An 18,562-nucleotide genomic window follows, 5' to 3' on the forward strand; every position below is an offset into this window, starting at 1 on the left:
CATTTGCACGTTTTGCGTTTGCACCTTGCGATGCAAATTGACGAGGACACACACCTTAAACCAACGAACTTAAAGTTCATCGGCAATGGTATGTACCTCTAAGAAACGTACCGTCGATTGTGTCGTGTTGCCCAGTCTTTCGACCGGACCGCAAGAACCTCGCCGTCCACGTTTCTCTTTCTTCCAATCTTCACAATGTCAAAGATCTGACCCCGGATGCGGCTCTCGCCGGCGGCGTCGGTGGAAGCCTCAAGCTCCCGAATTCCTTAGAGAACAGAAACCTCTCTCCGGTTGCCCGGCAGCAGTTCTGCCCTTTCAGTAATCGCTGATCAGTGGGAGCAGCTAGTGCTCGGCGTCGTCAGCGGGGCGGGTTGTATTCGAGACGTTTTCGTCTGTCAACACCCCATTTTCAACTTTCGGAAGACCGAATTCTGAAAACCTGAAATCGCCAATCACTTAGTGATTTCAGAGGCTTGCTTCAGTCTTTGGCGTCGTTTCCGGCACCGCGGTCTGCAGCGATGGGCGGGTTATAGGGGCGACCCCTTCGAGGTGTCAACAGCCCAAAATGACGAATCTGACATTTTTCGCGGACACCCGTCCGGACCACCGTCCAACCCGTTAGCCGGGTATATAGCACGTGCGCGCGAGGACTGTCATCTGGTGTTCGCAATCTGGGAGTTCAAGACCCCCCGGACAGTGATTCACCCCCTGTGGAAATCCTTCCTGGAGGTCCAGGCAAGCGCGAATCTTCCGCTCCCGCGGTGAATCGGGTGGCCGGTTTGTTCGGTGCATTGTCGGAACCGGTGCCTCCTCCAACCCACCGAGGCCTAGTTTTGCCGTATTGTCCCCGCACCTAGGCCTGAGCCAATGAGTTGACTCGCGCCCAAGCGCGCGGCACTTGTGACCAATGGGGCGCCGAGACTTCGGCAATAGGCAGCAGGCGAACAGGGTTGAACCCAGCACAACGCAATCGCACCGCCGCGCTTCTCAAAGCCAGCGGCTTCGAGGATGGTCCGGCGCTGACCGTGCAATCCACCGATGGCGAGATTCCGCATGGCCGTGAGCTGAGCTTCGCCTGGCTGACCGGCACGGTGATGACCGGCCTCACGTCCGTGCTGCTGATGGGCGCCGCGCTTTATGTTTCGTTCGAAGGCCAGGACACCTTCTCCACCGCCTATGAAGCGCTGCAGTTGATCACCAAGCCGACCGAGACGGCGGTCGACTCGCAGGTAAAGGGCGATCGCGTGCGCCCGGTGGCCAAGACCCGCTCCGAGCTCGAGATCGTCGAGGCCTCCATTCGCGAGAATGTCGACGGCCGCGCCCTGATCAGGAAGCAACCCTTCGTGCGGGTCCGCGCCACGCTCGCCACCGCGGCCACGGCGCTGTCCAACGATATTCCCGACTACGATCCGGTGGCGATGATCGACGCCAGCCAGCCGGTGGTGGCCGATGGCGACGATGTCGCCAACCCCGACATCTATGGCGCCGAGGTCGAAGGCGAGGTGCAGATCAAGACGGCAGCCCTGCCCGCGAGCTTCGTTCCGGCTCCGGCCATCTCCGACAAGAGCGCCTCGGACTTCGTCCGCTCGACGGTCGAAAACCTGTTTGCCGAGGGTGGCGGCGAAGGCGAGGTGGCGCTGGCCTACGCGCAGCCCGACACTGGCCTGCGCGACCTGGGCGTGGTGACCGATGGCGGCCTCTCGGGCATCGCCGAGAATGTCTCGATCCTGCCCAAGACCAAACTGGCCGAGGACGCCGGGCTCGGCCGCTCCGAGCGCGTGGTCACGGTCCGCGAGAGCGGCTCGCTGAAGGACCCGCTGCTCAAGAACGGCTTCGACAACCAGACCTACGACATGGTCTCGGCAACGCTGAAGAATGTGCTGTCGTCGGCGAACGTGCCGGGTGGGGCGCGCCTGCGCATCCTGATGGGGCCGGCCCGCAACTCGCAGACCTTGATCCCGCACCGGCTCAGCATCTACTTCCCTGATCCCAAGAGCGGCGAAATCAAGCACGCCGCGACTGCCGCGCTCACCGACCGCGGCAGCTACGTGCTCGGGCTCGAACCGCCCAAGATCGAGTTCCCGGAAGAAGACACCGAGGAAATCAACGTCAACAACCTGCCCTCGGTCTACCGCTCGATCTGGGAGACGGCGCGCAAGCACGACATCGACGATGCCATCACGTCGCGCATCGTCGCCATGTTTGCCTACGACATCGACCTGACGAAGCGCATCAGCGCCGGCGACTCGATCGAGATTCTCGAGACCGAGAAGGATGCCAACGGTCATCAGGACCTGCTTTATGTCGGCCTGAAGCTCGGCACCACGACGCGCGAGTTGTTCCGCTTCCGCACCGATGACGGCACCGTCGACTTCTACGATCCCGACGGCGAGACCGGAAAGCGTTTCCTGACGCGCCGGCCGCTGCAGGGCGGCGGTCGCCTCGCCAGCCGCTTCGGCAATCGCGTGCATCCGATCTTCAAGTCGCGCCGCATGCATACCGGCGTCGATCTCGCCGCCAAGACCGGTACACCGATCTATGCCTCGGGCGACGGCGTGATCGAGAAGGCCCAGTGGGTCTCCGGCTATGGCAAGTATGTCGAAATCAAGCACGTGAACGGCTTTGAGACCGGCTATGGCCACCAGAGCCGCATCGCCGACGGCATCAAGCCGGGGGTGCGCGTGCGCCAGGGCCAGATCATCGGCTATGTCGGCTCGACCGGTAACTCCACCGGCCCGCACCTGCATTTCGAGATCAAGGTCAACGGCCGCTTCGTCGACCCCCTGAGCGTCAAGCTGCCGCGCGACAAGTCGCTCTCCGCCCAGTACGAGGGCAATTTCGAGCAGACCATCGCGCAGATCCGCGACCTGATGAAGCGCGACGCCGCCCCGATGACGGTTGCGGCACTGAACTAAGCCGAACGCGCAGCCGGGTACTTTACCTGCAGGGCTTCTCCACAGGGTCATTCCCGCGAAAGCGGGAACCTCTGTTTTGGTGAGCGCTGAACCATCTCAAACAGAGGTCCCCGCTTTCGCGGGGGGTGACCTGGTGGTTGGCTGCCATGCCCAGTGGTCGCGGCAGCTACGCCGTCTTCTTCCTCAGTTTGTTCTCCTGGGTGAACCAGGCGATCACTGCCGAGAGCAGCGCCAACCCGGCATTGCTGTAGGCGATGGCGGCGAAGGCGGCGTTGTTGGCGCCCTGCCGCGCCGTTTCGGCATCGGTGGCGAGCGGAGCGTCGGGTTGCATGCCGAAAAACAGTGGCAGCTCGGCAAAGCCGCCGAGCGAGCGCTCGAACACGAAGGCCGCGACACCGCCCATCAGCGCCACCGCAAGGAGGCCGGCAACGCGCGCCACTGCATTGTTCACTCCGGAGGCGAGCCCGGTATCGCGATCCTCGACCGAGGTCATCACCGCCGTCGACAGCGGCGACACCACGGCGCTCATCCCCAGTCCCATCAGGATGGTGAGCGGCAGCACCCCGAGCCAGACATTCTGCAGCGGCGCCAGGAGCCCGAGCAGTGCAAACGCGATGGCGACGATCACCGCACCGAGCGTGATCATCGGCCCCGGCCCAACCTTGTCGGAAAGCCTGCCGGCATAGGGCGAGAGCACAGTGAGCGCGATGCCGAACGGCAGGAAGGCGATCGACACCTCCGCAGCGGTGACGCCCCAGCCGCCGATCAGCGTCATCGGCAGGAAGAAGGTTACCGCCGAGAGCGCGAAATAGAGGGCGAAGGTCAGTCCCTGAGCGCCCGAAAAGGCGACGTTCCTGAAGTGGTAGAGCGGCAGCATCGGCGCCCTGCTGCGCGTTTCCCACCAGAGGAAGGCGAGGAGCGCAATGAGGCCGATGCCGCAATAGGCCAGCACGTGGCTCAACACCGGCGCATTGCCGCCGGTGCCGGTGAGCCCGAGTGCGATCAGCAGCAGCGCCACGGTGATCAGCGCCCCGCCGACCAGATCGAGCCGCCGGCCTGCTTCCGGTTGATCGACCGGGACCTTGAGGAACAGCAGCGCCAGCGCGATGCCGCCGAGCGGCAGGTTGATGGCGAATACCAGCCGCCAGCTCCAATCGCCCATGGTGGTGAGCACGAACCCGCCCACGACCGGCCCGAGGATGGTGGTGAGCGACGAGAAGGCCGACCACAGCCCGATGGCCTTGCCGCGCTCTTCGCGCGGATAAGCCTTGGCGATGATCGCGAGGCTCCCCGGCACCATCAGCGCCGCGCCGAGCCCCTGCACGGCACGGGCGATGATCAGGAAACCGGGGTTGGGTGCCACCGCGCAGACCAGCGATGCTGCAACGAACAGCACGATGCCGAGCGCAAAGATGTTCCTCAGCCCGAAGCGATCCCCCGCTGCACCGCCGATCAGCAGCAGCGAGGCGAGAAACAGCATATAGGCGTTGGAAATCCACTGCGCATCGGCAAGGCTGGCGCCGAGATCGGCGCGGATCGCCGGGGTGGCGATCGACAGCACGGAGCCGTCGATAAAGCCCATCGAGGACGCAAGGATCGCCGCAACCAGCACATAGATGCGGCTTTCGGCCGGACAGAAGGTGGCCGGCGCAGCACTCGATTTGACGTCGTTCATCCCCGGCTCCCTGGCGGAGCGCTTTCAGGAAAGTTGCAGCCTTTCGAAAGCGCGACACATGACCTTGCGGCGTCGCCAGCCTACGCCTTCTCGATCCACACCGCGAGTTCGTTGCCGCCGGGCTCGCGGAAGTGAAAGCGCCGTCCGCCGGGGAAATCGAATGCCGCCTTGGTGATCACCCCGCCCGCCGCCAGCACCTCGCGCTCGGCCAGCTCAAGATCCTCGGTACGGATCACCGCCAGGGGTTTTTCGGTCCGCCCCTCGCTCGCGTCGATGCCCGCGTCGATCCCCGCATCGTCGATCCCCTCATAGGACGGGCCATAGCCCGTGAAGCTCCAGCCAAACGCTTCGGCAAAGAAGCGGTGGCTCTGCTGTGCGCTGGTGGACGGAAACTCGAGGTAGTCGATCTGGTACCGCTGCTTCAACTTGATAACTCCCGTTGTTCTCTTTTTGTTCTTATCGTATCCAGATCGTGCAGGCAACCATGGACCCAACTGCCGCCGGCTCTCATTTTGCCACGGCCGATTGGTCAGCGAGGCGGGCGAAGCGTTCGACCATCGCCGCCTTGAGACCGGCAATCTGCCGATCGTCCCAGCCAGACGGTTCGATCAGCGCGCGCCAGGCATCGATATAGTCGGCCGGCGCGTAATCGTGGCCATGCCCCGGCGGCGGCTCGAGCGCCAACGCCATGTCCATCCCCAGCTGCAGGAAGGTGACGACCGGGTACCAGTTGAGGATCGGCGACACGTCTGGCCCCCGCTCGCCTTTCAGCCAGTCCGGCTCGCGGTGCAGCGACGCATAGCTGAAGAACACGATCGGATCGCTGGCATGCTGCAGGAAGGCGATGCGCATCGGCCCCCACGGCACTCCCGCGATATCGAGCCCGCCGCCCTGGCTGGTGAAGCGGATGGTGGTCTGGTTGCCGAATTTGGGCAGCCATTCCGGCGTGCCGGCCTGCCGGTTATTGGTGGCCCAGCGCCAGATGCCGCTGGTGAAGGGCGGGCCAACCCACAGCGCCCCCTGGAACGGATCCTGCAGCACATCGAAGAATGGCGTCGAGGCCTGCGAGGCATGGGCGCCGAGGCTGAGGCCGTTGAGATAGAGCTTTGGCCGTTTGTCGCGCGGCAGTTTGGTCCAGTAGCCGTAGACCGCGTTGAACAGCGCCTGCGCCGCCTCGGTGCCGTATTCCGGCTCGACCACCAGCGACAGCGGGCTCAGCAGGTAGGAATACTGCAGCGATACCGACGCAACATCGCCGGCCATCAGATACTCGAGCGTATCCATCCCGGCCGGGTCGACCCAGCCGGTGCCGACCGGCGTGACGATCAGCAGCACCGAGCGGTCGAACGCGCCGATCCGCAGCATTTCGTCGAGCGCCAGTTGCGCCCGCGCTTCGGTGGTTTCGGCCGAACGGAGCCCCACCGAAACCCGCAGCGGTTCCATTGCCGGCCGGCTGATGATCGCCTCGATCTCGGCCCTGGTCGGACCCGAGTCGGCGTAGATGCGTCCGTCGCGCCCGATGCTGCTCCAGTCGATCAGCGATTGGGCGCTGCCCGAGCGGTTGGGGTCGGTGGGTGGCGTGCCGAACTGGCCGGCAACGCCATCGAGCCTCAGGAAAAACCCGTCGGCAGCCCTGAGCGCGCCGCGCAGCAGCACGCCGTTGAACAGGGTGGTCGCGATGATCCCGACCACCACCAGGCTCCCGACCAGCGCCACGCGCCGCGGCACATAGCGCACCAGCCAGCGCGAGAAGAAACCGACCCCGTAGGCGAGGAGCTTGCCGGTCGCGATGAGGATCGCCGCCGGCAGCAGCGCGATCAACAAGATCCAAATCGGCAGGCCGGCCTCGACCGGCTGCATCCCCATGATCTCGCGCACCGAATTCTGCCAACCGGTGGTCTGGTAGAGGCAGGCCGCCATCAGTACCAGGCACCCGAGGGTCACCGCGATCTTCAGCCAATGCGTATATCTCGAGGCCGGCAGCCGCAGGCCCATATAGTTCCAGAGCCACTCGAGCGCGACGCCGATGCCGTAGCCGATGCCGAAGGCGCAGCCCGACAGCAGGCCCTGGATCAGCGCTTGGCGCGGCAGCAGGGAGGGAGTCAGCGCCAGCGAAAACAGGATCGAGCCGACCACCAGCCCCATTTCGGAGAAGCTATCGAGGAGCCGCTTCAGCCACGCCGGTACCTGCACGTCTCTCCTCCAGCTGCCGCTCGCTCATCCGCGCCCCGGACCAAGGCTGGACTTGCCAGAGCGCTGCCGCCAACCGATCAATACTGAACCCGCAATCTAGCACCATTGCCGCTGACTGCTCAGAGCACCGGCCCGAGCATCGCCACCGTATTGTTCCAGATCCGCCGCGTGCCGCCCCAGGCCTCAACCTCGGCCGCATGCACCAGCACCGATGCTTCGATGTAGCTCTGCTGGCGCTGCCGCAACGCCTGGGTGAGCGATCTGTCGGCGATCAGCATGTTGTTCTCGAAATTCAACTCGAAACTCCGCCGATCCATATTGGCCGAACCGATCAGCGCCAGCTGGCCGTCGACCGTCATGGTCTTGGAGTGCAGCAGCCCGCCCTGATATTCGCGGATCATCACGCCGGCCTCGAGCAGCTCGGCGTAGTAGCTGTGGCTCGCGGCAGCCACCACCCAGGAATCGTTGCGCTCAGGCACGATGAAGGTGGTTTCGACACCGCGATAGGCGCTGGCGCACAGTGCCGCCTGAATGGTTTCGTCGGGCACGTAATAGGGCGTGGTGATCACCAGCTCGCGCCGCGCCGCGTTCATCACCGAGACGAAGATTTCCGGCATCGCCGAGGGACGTACCGTCGCGCCGGTGCCGATCACCTGGGCGACGAACCCCGGCTGGGCTGGCGGCAATGGCCGCTGCAGCAATTCGGTCAGGTCGTCTTCGCCATGACCCATCCAGTCCGAGGCGAACAGGTGCTGGTTCTGCCGGGCAATCGGCCCTTCGAGCCGCACCATCACATCGACCCAGGGCGCGAACCTCGCCTTGGGCAGAAAGGCCGCATCGGCGCAGTTCTGGCTGCCGCAATAGGTGATGGCGTTGTCGATGACCACGATCTTGCGGTGGTTGCGCATATCGAGCCGCCCCCACAACGCCCCGACCAGTGGGTTGCCGATCGGCATGGCCCGGGCCAGCTGCACGCCTGCCTCGCGCATGGCGCGCCAGTGCTCGGAGCGGATCATCGCGCGCGAGCCCACATCGTCGGCCATCACGCGGCAGGCGACGCCGCGGCCCGCCGCCCGCTGCAGCGCCGCGACGATCTTCAGCCCGTTGGTGTCAGGCAGCCAGATGTAGAACAGCAGGTGCACGTGGTCGGTGGCGGTGTCGATATCGGCAACCATCGCCTCGATCGCCGCGTCCGAGCTTTCGAGCAGTTGCGCGCGATTGCCGGCAACCGGCGGATAACCGCTCACTGAAGTTCCGGCGCGAAACAGCGCCTGCATCCCCTCGGGCAACTGCGCCTCGGCATCGGGGGTGCCGAGCGGCGGCGGCAACGTCTCGAAAGCCTTGCGCAGCCGGGCGGTGCGGGTTCGGCCGATATTGGTTTCGCCCACCAGGATATAGGCGATCATCCCGATCAGCGGCGCCACGACGATCACCATCACCCAGGCGAGCCGCGACACCGGTTCGCGATAGGGCCTGAGCAAGGCGCGGCCGACGAAGAACAGCTGCAGGCCGATTTCCAGCGCCAGCAGCAGCCATGCGATCGTCGATCCCTCCATGCCGCCCCCCTGAACCACCCGAAGAGTACGTCGTCCCCCGACAATGGCTTGTGCTCAATAGGAAAGTCGACCGTTCAGCTCTGCGAGTCGACTAAAATCGTCGCCAATCAGCATCGGCCAAGTTTAGATGCAGCCACCGATACTGAGACCACTGTTGTCCCGACGGCGACGGGGGATCGTCCGCAGCAATGATCGAGCAGGATCGCAGAGCGCCCCCACCACGCCACGGCCGGTGGATCGTTATCGCCGGCCTTGCCTTCGCTGTCGCCGCAGTGCTGTCGGTGCCGCTCTCCGGTCTCGTCATCACCGACCTTGCCTTGAGCCCGCGCGGCAGCGTCAGTTGGCTGACGCTGTTCGTCGGCGTCGGGCTGACCGGCATGCTGTTCTGGTCGCTGCTGCTGCTCCGGCCGCGCCGCTACACCATGCTGCGCGGCGCCATCGCCGGCGTGCTGGTGGCATTCTTTTCCTATCCCGTGGTGCTGACCCTGGCCGACCTGCAGCGCCATGGCAGCCTCGACCCGCAGACCTACGCCAGCCGCGGCAGCAACGTGCTGCTCCGCACCATCATCACCCAGCTCAGCACCGGCTTTGCTTCGACCCTGACGCTCGCGATGGTCGGCGTCGTGCTGGTGTTCGTCCTCCACCGCCTGCATCCCCAAACCATTCCACGGCATGACCGGCGCGGTTTTTGGCGCACCGCACCGCGGCTGGCGGCGGCGCTCGCCCTGTCTCTCGTCGTTGCGCTGGGCGGCGCCTTCGCCGTTCTGACCCTGCTGCCGCTCGATACCGACAGTCTGAGAGCCAACCCCGCAGCCAGTAGACCGGTCGTCGGCTACGACGAGGCGCTAGCGCGGATCGAAGCGGTACGGACCGACGAAGCCAGGCTGCCACTCAATCCACGCTGTCTCTCCAACCTCCTGACGCATGGCCACAAGGTCGAGCGCGTCGTGGTATTCTTCCACGGCCTCACCAACTGCCCGGCCCAGGCGGCGGAGCTCGGCGCCAGGCTGTTCGCGCTGGGCTACAACGTCTACCTGCCGCGCATTCCGCAGCATGGCGACGCCGACCAGATGAGCACGATCCTCGCCAACCTCACCGCCGAAGAAATGATCGCCGTCGGCAACGAGGCGACGGACATTGCCCAGGGGCTGGGCGACGAGGTGGTGATATCGGGGCTGTCGGCCGGCGGCAGCATCGCCGGCTGGATCGGCCAGCACCGCGCCGATGCCGACCAGTCGATTGCCATCGCGCCGTTCCTCAGCCCCAACCTGGTGCCCGGCTGGGCCAACCATGCGGCAACCGCGCTGCTGCTCAACGCGCCAAATGCCATGGTCTGGTGGGATCCGGCGACGCGCGACAACCCACCCGGGATGACCTACGCCTACCCGCGCTACGCCACCCGCGGCTTGGCCCAGGCCCTGCGCCTCAGCATCGCCCTGATGGACGACGCCACGGCGAAGCCTCCGCTGTCGCCGGGGCTCGGCATACTGCTCAACGAAGCCGACGATGCGGTGAGCAACTTGAAGATCGAGGAGCTGGTGCTGCACTGGCAGGAGCACGGCGCCGAGGTGAACGCGGTGCGCTTGCCGCTGGCGCTCGGGCTCGGCCACGACCTCATCGACCCGCACCAGCCGACGGGCGATCCGGATTTCGTCTACCAGGTGCTGGTCGACATGATGAACGGGGTGGCGCCGAAGATTCCCGAGAGCACACGGTAAGGAACGTTGCTGGCCTTCGCTGAACCACGTTGGGCCGCACGGTTCCTCCACCACCTCGGTGTCATCCCTGCAAAAGCAGGGACCCAACGATCAGCTGGCGCCTGGCGGCGAGATGGGTCCCTGCTTTCGCTGGGATGACATCGTAGGTGGGGTGATTGCAGTGGGTCAGTAGGTACAGGACTGAGCTCAACGCCCGCGCCAGTGTGACTCACGCGCGAAACGCCCTGTGCCCCAACGAAAAGGGCCGGTCGCTGGACCGGCCCTTCGTAGTTACGCTGCGGCGTCTATGCCCCGCGCTTGAGGCGCAGCTGAGCTGAGCCGCAAACCGCCCTCGCCCGCGTCGATCACCACGGTCTGCCCGTCGCTGACGGTCCCCGCGAGAATCTCCTCGGCCAGCCGATCCTGCACTTCGCGCTGGATCACCCGCTTCAGCGGACGCGCGCCATAGGCCGGGTCATAGCCCTCGTTGGCCAGCCACTCGCGCGCCGCATCGGTGAGCTCGAGCGAGATGTCGCGCTCCTTGAGCAGCCCACGCAGGCGACCGAGCTGGATGTCGACGATGGCTCCCATGTGGTCGCGCTGCAGCCGGTGGAAGACGATGATGTCATCGATCCGGTTGAGGAACTCCGGCCGGAACGAGGCCTTCACCACGTCCAGCACCTTGCCGCGCACCAGTTCGACCGACTCGCCATCCTTGAGGTTGATCAGGTATTCCGACCCCAGGTTCGAGGTCATGATGATCAGCGTGTTGCGGAAGTCGACCGTCCGCCCCTGCCCGTCCGTCAGCCGCCCGTCGTCGAGCACCTGGAGCAGCACGTTGAACACATCAGGATGTGCCTTCTCGATCTCGTCGAACAACACCACCTGGTAGGGCCGGCGACGCACCGCCTCGGTCAGCACCCCGCCTTCGTCGTAACCGACATAGCCCGGAGGGGCGCCGATCAGCCGGGCGACCGAGTGCTTTTCCATGAACTCGCTCATGTCGAGCCGCACCAGCGCATGTTCGTCGTCGAACAGGAACTGCGCGAGGCTCTTGGTGAGCTCGGTCTTGCCGACGCCGGTTGGCCCGAGGAACATGAACGAGCCGATCGGCCGGTTCGGATCCTGCAGGCCGGCCCGGGCCCGGCGCACCGCTTTCGCCACGGCTTCCACCGCTTCGGCCTGGCCGATGACCCGCTTGCCGAGTTCCTTTTCCATGCCGAGCAGCTTCTCGCGCTCGCCTTCCAGCATGCGGTCGACCGGGATGCCAGTCCAGCGGCTGACAACGCCGGCGATATGGCTCGGCATCACCACTTCCTCGACCATCGGATTGTCGACCTTGCCGTCGCCATCGGGGTCGTCGGCTGCCTTGATGCGCTTTTCGAGATCGGGGATCACCCCATAGGCGAGTTCACCTGCCTTGGCGAGGTTGCCGGTGCGCTGCGCCAGTTCGAGATCGGTGCGGGCCTTGTCGAGCTCTTCCTTGAGCTTTTGGCTGCCCTGCATGCGCTCCTTCTCGGCCTGCCAGCGCGCCGTCAGCGCATTGGCCTGCTCCTCGAGATCGGCAAGCTCCTGCTCGAGGCGGCCGAGCCGGGTCTTCGAGCCTTCGTCGGTTTCCTTCTTCAGCGCCTCGCGCTCGATCTTCAGCTGCATGATGCGGCGATCGAGTTCGTCGAGCTCTTCGGGCTTCGATTCCGCCGCCATGCGCAGCCGCGCCGCCGCCTCGTCGACAAGGTCGATGGCCTTGTCGGGCAGAAACCGGTCGGCGATGTAGCGGTTGGACAGCGTCGATGCCGCCACCAGCGCCGAATCCGAAATCCGGATGCCGTGGTGCAGCTCGTACTTCTCCTTCAACCCACGCAGGATCGAGATCGTATCCTCGACCGTCGGCTCGTCGACGAACACCGGCTGGAACCGGCGGGCGAGCGCCGCGTCCTTTTCGACGTGCTTGCGGTACTCGTCGAGCGTCGTCGCGCCGACGCAGTGGAGCTCGCCACGGGCCAAAGCCGGCTTCAACAGGTTCGAGGCATCCATGGCGCCATCGGTCTTGCCGGCGCCGACCAGGGTATGCATCTCGTCGATGAACAGGATGATCTGCCCATCGGCCGACGAAATCTCGTTGAGCACGGCCTTCAGCCGCTCCTCGAACTCGCCGCGATACTTCGCGCCAGCAATCAGCGCGCCCATGTCGAGCGACAGGAGCGACTTGTTCTTCAGCGATTCCGGCACGTCGCCGTTGACGATGCGGATGGCGAGGCCTTCGACGATGGCCGTCTTGCCGACGCCGGGCTCGCCGATCAACACCGGGTTGTTCTTGGTGCGCCGGCTCAGCACCTGCACGGTGCGGCGGATCTCCTCGTCGCGGCCGATCACCGGATCGATCTTGCCCTCGCGGGCCGCCTCGGTCAGGTCGCGGGCATATTTCTTCAGCGCGTCATAACTGTTTTCGGCCGAAGCGGAATCGGCGGTGCGACCCTTGCGGATCTCGTTGATCGCCTCGTTCAGCCCCTGTGGCGTGACGCCGGCCGAAGCGAGGATCTTGCCTGCATCGGTATCCTTCTCGACGGTCAGGGCAAGCAGCAGCCGCTCCACCGTCACAAAGGAATCGCCGGCCTTCTGCGCTGCGCTTTCGGCGGTGTCGAAGACGCGCGCCAGTTCACGGCTCAAGTAGAGCTGGCCGGCATCGCCGGAGACCTTCGGAATCTTTTTGAGCGCCGCTTCGGTTTCGGCCCGCGCAATCCGCGCGTCGCCGCCCGCCTTGGCGATCAGCCCGGCAGCCATTCCCTCTTCGTCGTCGAGCAGCACCTTGAGCAGATGCACCGGCGAAAACTGCTGGTGGCCTTGGCCGAGCGCCAGCTGCTGCGCATTCTGGATGAAGCCGCGCGCGCGCTCGGTGTATTTTTCGATATTCATTCAACTCTCCTCGTCTGGCACGCCGGATCGCCCTCGATGAGGCACGCATCCAACGCCTGAAGCGTTGATTTGGCTCAAACGAAACCGCTGCGGCTTTGCTCGAACCAGATCAAGACCCGAGGCCCGCTCGGCGGCGCTCCCTGGTCTCAACGCTGATATGGGGTGCCCAGGGCAAAACAAAAGGCCGGGATTGCTCCCGGCCTCATGGTTTTTTCCAAGGCGTTCTTTCGGCTCACTCGGCCGGCTGGTTTCCGGCCGTGAGGAAGGCCGGCAACTCGCCGACATCGGGCTGCGGGGCGCCGGCGGGGTCGGCCCCACCTTCGCCACCCTGCCCGCGCGACCGGCGACGCGGCCGGCGATCGCGGCGGCGTGGCTCGCCTTCGGCCTGCGGTGCCTCGCCTTCGGCGGCCGCCTGCGGGGCGGGGGCAGCGACGGCGGTCTCGACAACCGCCATCACCACCGGCTCGCTGCCGGGGATCGGCTGCTGCTGCGGCTGCTGCTGCTGGTCGTGCTGTTGCTGCGGCTGCTGGTTGAACTGGCGCGGCTCGGGCGACGCGAACCGATCGTTGATCGGCGCAAAATCGTCGTCGTAATCGTCCTCTTCCGCCTGCTGCCCGAACTGGTCGCGCTGCTGGTTCTGCGGCTGCGCCGCACTGAGGATGCGGAAATAGTGCTCCGCGTGCTGCAGGTAGTTCTCGGCCATGACGCTGTCGCCGGAGGACTGTGCATCGCGGGCGAGCTGCAGGTACTTTTCCGCTATATGCGAGGCATTGCCGCGCACCTTCACGTCCGGGCCGTTGCTCTCGTAATTGCGGCTCAACGGGTTGCCGTGCTTGCGGCCACCATTGTTGTTCCGGCCACGGGAGCGGTTCTTGTTGTTCTGCTGGTTGTTTGGTCTCATCGTCTCTTTTCAAGCCTTGGAAAAGAATACTGAAGGCAACATGGGGACATCGGTACCGGGGGCCGCAGGCGCAGTATCAAAGCGCGGGCGGTCTCGTTCCAGCGGTACCTGAGCTATCGTGTGCTGAACCACTTCTTGCTCATCAAGGCGTCTCGGTTCCTCGTCCGAGAGTCGAACACTGCCAATTGCAGCTTCGCCGATGAGCGGGTGGCCGTCACCTTGGTACGATCTTGATCGCGCCGTTGACAGCACCCGGAACCTATATGGTTCGCCCTGCCTTTCCAAGCACAAAATATGGGAGCCCCTAACGCAGACTCAAGGGCTGGCGTTGAGCCGCGCCACCACCATGCGATCGAGCCCGCTCAGATCGGGGACGACCTCCACTTCGGCAAAGCCGGTGCCGACCAGGATGTCGCTGACGGCAGCGCCCTGATTGGCACCTATTTCGAGCAGCAGCACGCCGTCGGCCTTGAGGAACAAACCTGCCTCAGCGGCGATCGCCCGGTAGGCCGCCAGTCCATCCGGCCCGCCGTCGAGCGCCAGACGCGGATCGTGCTCGCGCACCTCCGGCATCAGCCCTGATATCACAGAGGTCTCGATATAGGGCGGGTTGGAGGTGATGAGGTCGAAGCGCTCGCCCGGCTCAAGCAGATCGAACCACGAGCCCTTGAGCGTGCTCAGGCGCTTGCCGACACCGTGCCGGTTGGCGTTGAAGCGCGCCATCTCCAGGGCCTCGGCGGCAAGGTCGACCGCCACCGCGCTGACATCGGAATATTCGGTGAGCAGGGCAATCGGGATGCAGCCTGTGCCGGTGCCGAGATCGAGGATCCTCGCTCCGTCCAGCGCGCCGATCACCTCGAGGCCGCGCTCGACCAGGAGCTCGGTTTCCGGCCGCGGCACCAGGGTCGCCGCATTGAGCTTGAAGGCCAGGCCCCAGAATTCCTTCTCGCCGAGGATGCGGACCACCGGCTCGCCCTTCAAGCGGCGGGCGGCAAAGGCTTCGAGCGCCTTGAGCTGCTTGGCCGGGACTTCCTCACGCTCGCGATTGACCAGCTCCAGCCGATCCATCTCGAAGGCCGCTTCGGCGAATAGCCGCGCATCCAGTTCCGCCGTGTCGATGCCGGCCTTACGGAACAGGTCGCGTATCCCCCGCCATGCTGCGCCCACGTTCAGTGTCAGGAAATCCCCTCCATCGCGGCGAGCTGCGCCGCCTGGTTTTCAGTGATCAACGCCGAGATCAGTTCATCCAGCGCATCGCCGGCGATCACCTTGTCGAGCTTGTAGAGCGTCAGGTTGATCCGGTGATCGGTCACCCGTCCCTGCGGAAAGTTGTAAGTGCGGATGCGCTCCGAGCGATCGCCCGAGCCCACCTGTTCCTTGCGCGCTTCCGACCGCGCGGTGTCGCGGGCATTGCGCTGCTCTTCATAGAGCCGGGCCTGCAACACCTTCATGGCAGTGGCGCGGTTCTGGTGCTGGCTCTTCTGGCTCGCCGTCACCACGATGCCCGACGGCAGGTGGGTGATGCGCACCGCCGAGTCGGTGGTGTTGACGTGCTGGCCGCCGGCGCCGGACGAACGCATGGTATCGATCCGGATATCCTCGGGCTTGATGTCGATGTCGATCGCCTCGACTTCCGGCAGCACCGCCACGGTCGCCGCCGAAGTGTGGATGCGGCCCTGGGTTTCCGTCGCCGGCACGCGCTGCACCCGGTGCACGCCGCTTTCGAACTTCAGCTTGGCGTAGACGCCCCTGCCGGTGATGTTGGCCACCACTTCCTTGTAGCCGCCGACTTCGCCCGGGCTTTCTTCCATCAGGCTGAACTTCCAGCCCTGCAGGTCCGCATAACGCTGGTACATCCGCAACAGGTCCCCGGCGAACAGAGCCGCTTCGTCACCGCCGGTACCGCCGCGCACTTCGAGGATGACGCTTTTCTCGTCCGCGGCATCCTTGGGCAGCAACAGGATGCGGATTTCGGCCACCGCCTGCTCGATCCTCGGCTTCAGCTCGCCGATCTCGGCAGCCGCCATCTCGGCCATTTCCTTGTCGCCGGAATTCGCCAGCTCTTCCGCCGATTCGAGATCGGCCAAGAGCTTCTGGTACGCTTGGATCGGCCGCACCACCGGCTCGAGCTCGGCATACTCCTTGCTCAGTTTGACGAACTGTTCGGCCGAGGGACCAGACGACAAGGCTGCCTCGATCGAATCAAAGCGCTTGGTCAACGCATCGAGCTTGTCTTGGGGAAGGGAAGCCATCAGGCTGCGCTAGTTCCGTATTGCTGCCGGGTCAAGGCCCCCGCACCCGGAAGGCTGCGCCTTCCGACCTCTCCCCCCAGGGAGAGGTGGTGATGCGGCCAGATCGTGCCCCATCGCACCTCTCCCTCTGGGCGAGAGGTCGGCGCGTAGCGCCGGGTGAGGGGGCCTTCCGGTTCAGAGGACATCGAAGGCTAGATCACCAGCCCCTGCCGGCCGGCCCACTCGAGCAGCAGCTCGCGGATACTGGGGCCGTGCGCCCCTTCTAGCAGGGCGGCGGAGATGGAATTGCGAATCGGAGTGAGCTCGGTGCCGAGGATCATTTCCTTGATCGGGCCGATCGAAGGCGGGCTCATCGACAGCTTGGTCATGCCGATCGACAGGAGCGCCAGGGCTTCGACGGTGCGACCGGCGAGTTCGCCGCACATGGTGAGCGGCACGTTGTAGCGCTTGGCCATGTCGACGATGTGCTTGAGCGCCCGTAGCCGCGGCAGTGCGATCGGATCGTAGGACTTCGCGACCCGCTTGTTGCCGCGATCGGCGGCGGTCAAGAACATCACCAGGTCGTTGGAGCCGATCGAAACGAAATCCGCCTCCGGCAGCACCTGGTCGAGCTCCCACAAGAGCGACGGCACCTCGATCATGGCGCCCAGTTCGAGCTTGCTCGGCACCGTCTGGCCGGCATGCTTCATGCGCTCGAGTTCCTTGTTGACCACCAGCCGGGTCTGCCGGAACTCCCATGCATCGGTGACCATGGGGACGAGGATCTTCATCGGCCCGCCATTGGCGGCCTGCAGCAACGCGCGGATCTGGATGCGCAACAGCCCCTGCCGGTCGAGCGCCAGGCGCAGCGAGCGGAAGCCCATGGCCGGGTTCTCTTCGGCTTCGTAGCGCAAATACGGGATCACCTTGTCGCCGCCGATATCGAGCAGGCGGAAGACGATCGGCTTGCCTTCGGTGAGCCGGATCGCCTCGGCATAGAGCTCGACCTGCTCCTTCAACCGCGGCAGCCGCGAGGCGATCATGAATTGCAGTTCCGTGCGGAACAGCCCGACACCCGAGGCACCGGTATCCTGCAGCATCGGCAGGTCGGCGACGATGCCCGAGTTGTGGAGCAGCGTGATCTCGTGGCCATCTCTGGTGATGGCCGGCTTGTCCTTGAGCTCGAGGTAATGTGCGCGGCGCTTGGCCCCCAGCCGCACCTTGTCGACATAGACCTGGATCATATCCGGGGTCGGCCGCAGGTAGACTGTGCCCTGCGGGCCATCGACAATGATGTCGTCGCCCGATTCCGACATCGAGACGATATTCTCGGCCTGCCCCACCGCCACCAATCCCAGCGACTTGGCGACGATCGCCACATGCGAGATGGCGGCCCCCTCCTCCAGCACCACCGCCCTGAGCCGGGTCCGGTCGTATTCGAGCAGGTCGGCCGGCCCCATGTTGCGGGCAACCAGGATCGCGTTCTCGGGCAGGTCCTTCTTGCCGGTCGCGCCGTCGCCGGTGAGGACGCGCAGCAGCCGGTTGGCGAGATCGTCGAGGTCGTGCAGCCGATCCTTGATATAGGGGTCGGTCGACCGCATCATCCGGGCGCGGGTATCGTTCTGCACCCGCTCCACTGCCGCCTCGGCGGTGAGGCCGTTATTGATCGCCTCGGTCAGCCGATCGACCCAGCCGCGATCATTGGCGAACATCCGGTAGCTCTCGAGGATCTCGCGATGATCGGAGAACGACTGCATGTCGCCATGGCTGAGCATCTGGTCGATCGATAGCCGCATCCGGTCGAGCGCATCCGACAGGCGCTTCAGTTCGACCTCGGTATCCTCGGCGACGAAGTTGGTGACGACGACGCGCGGGTCGTGCAGCACCACCTTGCCGAGCGCCACACCGTCGGTGAAGCCGTTCCCCTCGAAGCTGCGTGGCCGCCTGAGGTCGATATCCTGTCCCGGCTTGATCAGTGCATCGAAATCGGCGGTCGACATCATCTCGGCGAGCAGCGTCGCCGTGGTCAGCATCGCCTCGATCTCGTCTTCGCCATAGGCGTGCGAATCGCGGTTCTGCACCACCAGCACGCCCAGCGTCTGCCCGGCGCGCAGCACCGGCACGCCGAGAAAGGCCTGGAACGGATCTTCGCCGGTCTCCGGCCGGTAGGCGAAGGCGGGGTGGGCGGGTGCGTTATCGAGGCTCAGCGGCTCGGCCTGCGCCGCGATGAGGCCGACAAGGCCTTCGCCCAGTCGCAGCGTCGTCATATGCACCGCGCTAGAGGCGAGGCCGCGCGTGGCGAACAGCTCCAGCGCCCCGTCATCGCGCAGCACGTAGAACGAGCAGACGTCCGCGTGCATGTTGTCGGCGATCAGACTGACGATCTTGTCGAGCCGAGCCTGCGAAGCCAGCGGCTCCGCCATGGTTTCGCGCAATTGCTTCAACAGCACGCGCGGCCCGCTGATCGCTATGGCCATCGTT

At 65.1% G+C, this 18,562-nt stretch carries 11 protein-coding genes; 2 read left to right on the plus strand and 9 right to left on the minus strand.

Translation table 11 applies throughout. The features are described from left to right. Window positions 1-950 precede the first annotated feature (950 nt). The gene (locus VGV07_RS00500; RefSeq protein ID WP_326866707.1) at window positions 951-2,915 is read left to right on the plus strand and encodes a M23 family metallopeptidase; all 1,965 of its coding nucleotides are present in this window, start codon (window positions 951-953) and stop codon (window positions 2,913-2,915) included. A gap of 166 nt (window positions 2,916-3,081) precedes the next feature. On the opposite strand, the gene VGV07_RS00505 is transcribed toward VGV07_RS00500, so the two are convergent. The 4 genes from VGV07_RS00505 to cls all read right to left on the minus strand — a co-directional run bounded on the left by VGV07_RS00505 (window position 3,082) and on the right by cls (window position 8,339). Beyond that, window positions 3,082-4,590: an MFS transporter gene (locus VGV07_RS00505; protein WP_326866708.1), complete on the minus strand. Its 1,509-nt coding sequence runs from the start codon at window positions 4,588-4,590 to the stop codon at window positions 3,082-3,084. 80 nt (window positions 4,591-4,670) lie between these two features. Then, window positions 4,671-5,015 (minus strand): VOC family protein, encoded by a 345-nt coding sequence (locus tag VGV07_RS00510; protein WP_326866709.1) that lies wholly within the window; start codon window positions 5,013-5,015, stop codon window positions 4,671-4,673. 82 nt (window positions 5,016-5,097) lie between these two features. Beyond that, window positions 5,098-6,783, minus strand: a complete 1,686-nt coding sequence (locus VGV07_RS00515) for an alpha/beta hydrolase (RefSeq protein ID WP_326866710.1) — start codon at window positions 6,781-6,783, stop codon at window positions 5,098-5,100. 119 nt (window positions 6,784-6,902) lie between these two features. Then, complete coding sequence (gene cls / locus VGV07_RS00520) at window positions 6,903-8,339, minus strand: cardiolipin synthase (protein WP_326866711.1); 1,437 nt, start codon at window positions 8,337-8,339, stop codon at window positions 6,903-6,905. A 188-nt stretch (window positions 8,340-8,527) separates the two neighbouring features. Between cls and VGV07_RS00525 the strand changes: the two genes are divergently transcribed. Further along, window positions 8,528-10,057, plus strand: a complete 1,530-nt coding sequence (locus VGV07_RS00525) for a hypothetical protein (protein WP_326866712.1) — start codon at window positions 8,528-8,530, stop codon at window positions 10,055-10,057. A gap of 270 nt (window positions 10,058-10,327) precedes the next feature. Here the strand turns inward: VGV07_RS00525 and clpB are convergent, their stop codons facing one another. The 5 genes from clpB to ptsP all read right to left on the minus strand — a co-directional run bounded on the left by clpB (window position 10,328) and on the right by ptsP (window position 18,558). Then, entirely contained in the window at window positions 10,328-12,949 is a 2,622-nt protein-coding gene (clpB, locus tag VGV07_RS00530; protein ID WP_326866713.1) for an ATP-dependent chaperone ClpB, read from the minus strand. 232 nt (window positions 12,950-13,181) lie between these two features. Continuing rightward, complete coding sequence (locus VGV07_RS00535; protein WP_326866715.1) at window positions 13,182-13,850, minus strand: DUF4167 domain-containing protein; 669 nt, start codon at window positions 13,848-13,850, stop codon at window positions 13,182-13,184. 315 nt (window positions 13,851-14,165) lie between these two features. Then, a complete protein-coding gene (gene prmC / locus VGV07_RS00540; RefSeq protein ID WP_326866716.1) occupies window positions 14,166-15,017 on the minus strand; it encodes a peptide chain release factor N(5)-glutamine methyltransferase in 852 nt (283 codons plus the stop codon). Between the two features lie 8 nt (window positions 15,018-15,025). Next, a complete protein-coding gene (gene prfA, locus VGV07_RS00545; protein ID WP_326866717.1) occupies window positions 15,026-16,102 on the minus strand; it encodes a peptide chain release factor 1 in 1,077 nt (358 codons plus the stop codon). 191 nt (window positions 16,103-16,293) lie between these two features. Next, window positions 16,294-18,558: a phosphoenolpyruvate--protein phosphotransferase gene (ptsP, locus tag VGV07_RS00550; RefSeq protein WP_326866718.1), complete on the minus strand. Its 2,265-nt coding sequence runs from the start codon at window positions 18,556-18,558 to the stop codon at window positions 16,294-16,296. Window positions 18,559-18,562 lie beyond the last annotated feature (4 nt).

The sequence above is a fragment of the Devosia sp. genome, from assembly GCF_035944845.1.
Taxonomy (GTDB): domain Bacteria; phylum Pseudomonadota; class Alphaproteobacteria; order Rhizobiales; family Devosiaceae; genus Devosia_A.